This is a genomic window from Cupriavidus sp. HPC(L) (assembly GCF_000307735.3).
Lineage (GTDB): Bacteria > Pseudomonadota > Gammaproteobacteria > Burkholderiales > Burkholderiaceae > Cupriavidus.
This window is the reverse complement of the sequence record NZ_AMPR02000302.1, coordinates 1-2,766: the sequence shown is the minus strand read 5'-3', so window position 1 is coordinate 2,766 and position 2,766 is coordinate 1. Positions and strand designations below refer to the sequence as shown.

Annotated in this window: 2 protein-coding genes; both read right to left on the bottom strand. The window is 68.6% G+C overall.

What is annotated here, in order from left to right:
- Positions 1 to 1,337, bottom strand: a 1,337-nt coding sequence (locus tag B551_RS16185) for a pitrilysin family protein (protein WP_023264544.1), incomplete at its 3' end; no start/stop codon positions are given.
- 9 nt (positions 1,338 to 1,346) lie between these two features.
- Complete coding sequence (locus tag B551_RS16180; protein WP_043440257.1) at positions 1,347 to 2,753, bottom strand: pitrilysin family protein; 1,407 nt, start codon at positions 2,751 to 2,753, stop codon at positions 1,347 to 1,349.
- Positions 2,754 to 2,766 lie beyond the last annotated feature (13 nt).

The window sequence follows — 2,766 nt, the reverse complement described above, 5'->3', positions numbered from 1 at the left end:
ATCGCGTCAGGGCGCACATGCCGCTGGAAGGCCTGCCTGACATGCTGGCGATCGACCTTGGCGATCTGCGCGGTCCAGGTATCGAGATAATCCAGCGGCAGGCCGTACCAGCCGATATTCGCGACGTTGGTCAGCAGCTTGCGGTTGCTGTCGATCCGCAGCGGGAAGCCGTTGATCAGATTGTCCTTGGCCGCCTTCAGCTCGGCCTGCGTCGGCCCTTCCTCGACGAAGCGCTTGAGCACCTGCCGCACCAGCGCGAGCGCCTCGTCGGTCTGCGCCTTGCTGGTCTGCAGGCCGATGCCGAACGGTCCCGGCTGCTTGGACGGCGCGAAATAGCTGTCGACGCCGTAGGTCAGGCCGCGCTTCTCGCGGACCTCCTCGGTCAGCCGCGAACTGAAGCCGCCGCCGCCGAGCACATAGTTGCCGACCAGCAGCGCGAAATAGTCGGGGTCGCCGCGCGCGATAGCCGGCTGGCCCAGCACGACCGTGGCCTGCTGCGCGGGATGCGGGACGCGCTGCACGCTGGCGCCGATGTCCATCTTTACCGCCGGCATCTCCGGCGGCGCGGCGCCGTTGGGCAGCCCGCGCGTCAGCAGCTCGGCGATCTGTTCGGCCTGGCGGCGATCGATCGCGCCGATCAGCGTGACGACCGCGCGCGAGGCCGCGTAGTTGGCGCGCCAGAAGCGCTCCAGGTCGGCGCGCGTCACCGACGCCACCGATTCGGCGGTGGCCGACATGCCGTACGGGTGGTTCGGGTAGATGGCCTTGGACAGCAGCTTGTCGGCGATCACGCCAGGGCGCGTATCGCCCTCGCGGATCGCCGCGATCATCCGTTCCTTCTCGCGTGCGACCACGGCCTCGGGGAAGGTCGGTGCCTTGATCAGCTGCGCGGCCAGCGTGACCGACTGCGTCAGCTCCGGATTGGAGGTCAGCGTACGCAGCCCGATGCCGCCGCGGTCGCCGCCGGCCGCGCCGCCGAAGCTGGCGCCGGTATCGGCGAAGGCGTCGGCGATCTGCGCTTCGTCGCGCGCCGGCTGACCGTCCACGGCGCCCGTGCCCTTGTCGAGCAGCGCCGCCGTCAGCGTTGCCAGCCCCGCCTTGCCGGCGGGGTCATAGCGGCTGCCGGCATCGAAATCGACGTTGATGTCGAGCATCGGAATCGACGGGCTGCGCACGAAATAGACGCGGGCGCCGGTCGACGCGGTCCAGTGTTCGATCGGAATGGCCGCTTGCACGGTAGCGGCGCCAAGGCCCGCCAGCAGGCCGGCGGCGATCGTCAGCGCCTGGCGCGCGCGCGCCGCGGGACGGGAAAACGGAAGCGAATCGATGGCGAACATCGGCGGTCCTCAGTGGCGCAGGCCGGACGGGGCCTGGGGCTTGGGCTGGTTGGGATCGATCGGCTGCGGCAGCAGCGTCGCCACGGTCAGGTTGTCCTCGCTGAAGTATTTGCCCGCCACCGTCTTGACCTGATCCGGCGTGACCTGCTTGATCCGCTCGAGGATGCGGTCGAGCTGCTGCCACGAGATGCCGGCGATCTCCGCCACGCCGATCTCCATGCCCTGGCCGAACACCGAGTCGCGCTTGTAGATCTGTCCTGCCACGACCTGCGCCTTGACGCGCCGCAGTTCCTCGTCGGACACGCCTTCGCGCGCGATCCGTTCGATCTGCTGGCGCAACGCGCGCTCGATCTCTTCGGTGGTATGGCCGTTGGCCGGCGTGCCGTCGAGCACGAACAGCGACTCGCCGCGATTGATGCCGTCGTAGCCGACGTTGACGTCGTCGGCCAGCCGCTGCGTACGAACCAGGTCGCGCGTCAGCCGTGCATTGTCGTAGCCGTTGAGCACGGCGGCCAGCACCTCGAGCGCATACGGATCGATGTCCTTTTCGACGTCGCGCAGCCGCGGCACCTTGTAGGCCAGCACCAGATAGGGATTCTCGGCGGGCGCCTTGACCCAGATCCGCTTGACGCCCTTCTGCGGCGGCTCGATCTGGGGCTTGCGCACCGGCAGCGCACGCGGCTTGAGCTTGCCGTAGGTGCGTTCGGCCAGCGCGCGTACCTCGGCAGGATTGACGTCGCCGGCCACGACCAGGATCGCGTTGTTCGGCACGTACCACTCGCGATACCAGGCGCTGACGTCGTCGACGCGCATATTGACCAGGTCGTTCATCCAGCCGATCACCGGATGGCGATAGCCGGCGCTGGTATAGACCGTGGCCAGCAGCTGTTCGTAGACGGTGCCGCGCGGGGAGTCGTCGGTACGCAGCCGGCGCTCTTCCATCACGACCTTCATCTCGCGCTCGAAGTCCTCGGCGCGGATCACCAGGTTGGCCATGCGATCCGCTTCGAGCTCCATCATCCGCGGCAGATGCTGCTTGGCGATCTGCTGGAAGTACATCGTGAAATCGCGATTGGTCATCGCGTTCTCGCGGCCGCCGAGCGCGGCGATCTGCCGCGAGAACTCGCCCGGCCCGACCTTGGGCGTGCCCTTGAACATCATGTGTTCGAGCATATGGGCCACGCCGGTGGTGCCGCTGACCTCGTCGATACCGCCGACGCGATACCAGACCTGATGGGCGACCGTGGGCGCGCGATGGTCTTCCTTGACGATCACGCGCATGCCGTTGGCGAGCTTGAACTCGGTGGTGCCGCCGTCGGGGACGGCAGCCTGTACCGCCGCCCCGGGGGCCGGCGGCGCGTCGACCGCGACGCCCTGCGCATGCGCCAGCGGCAGCCACGCGGTGGCAGCGAGCAGCGCGAGCGAGGCC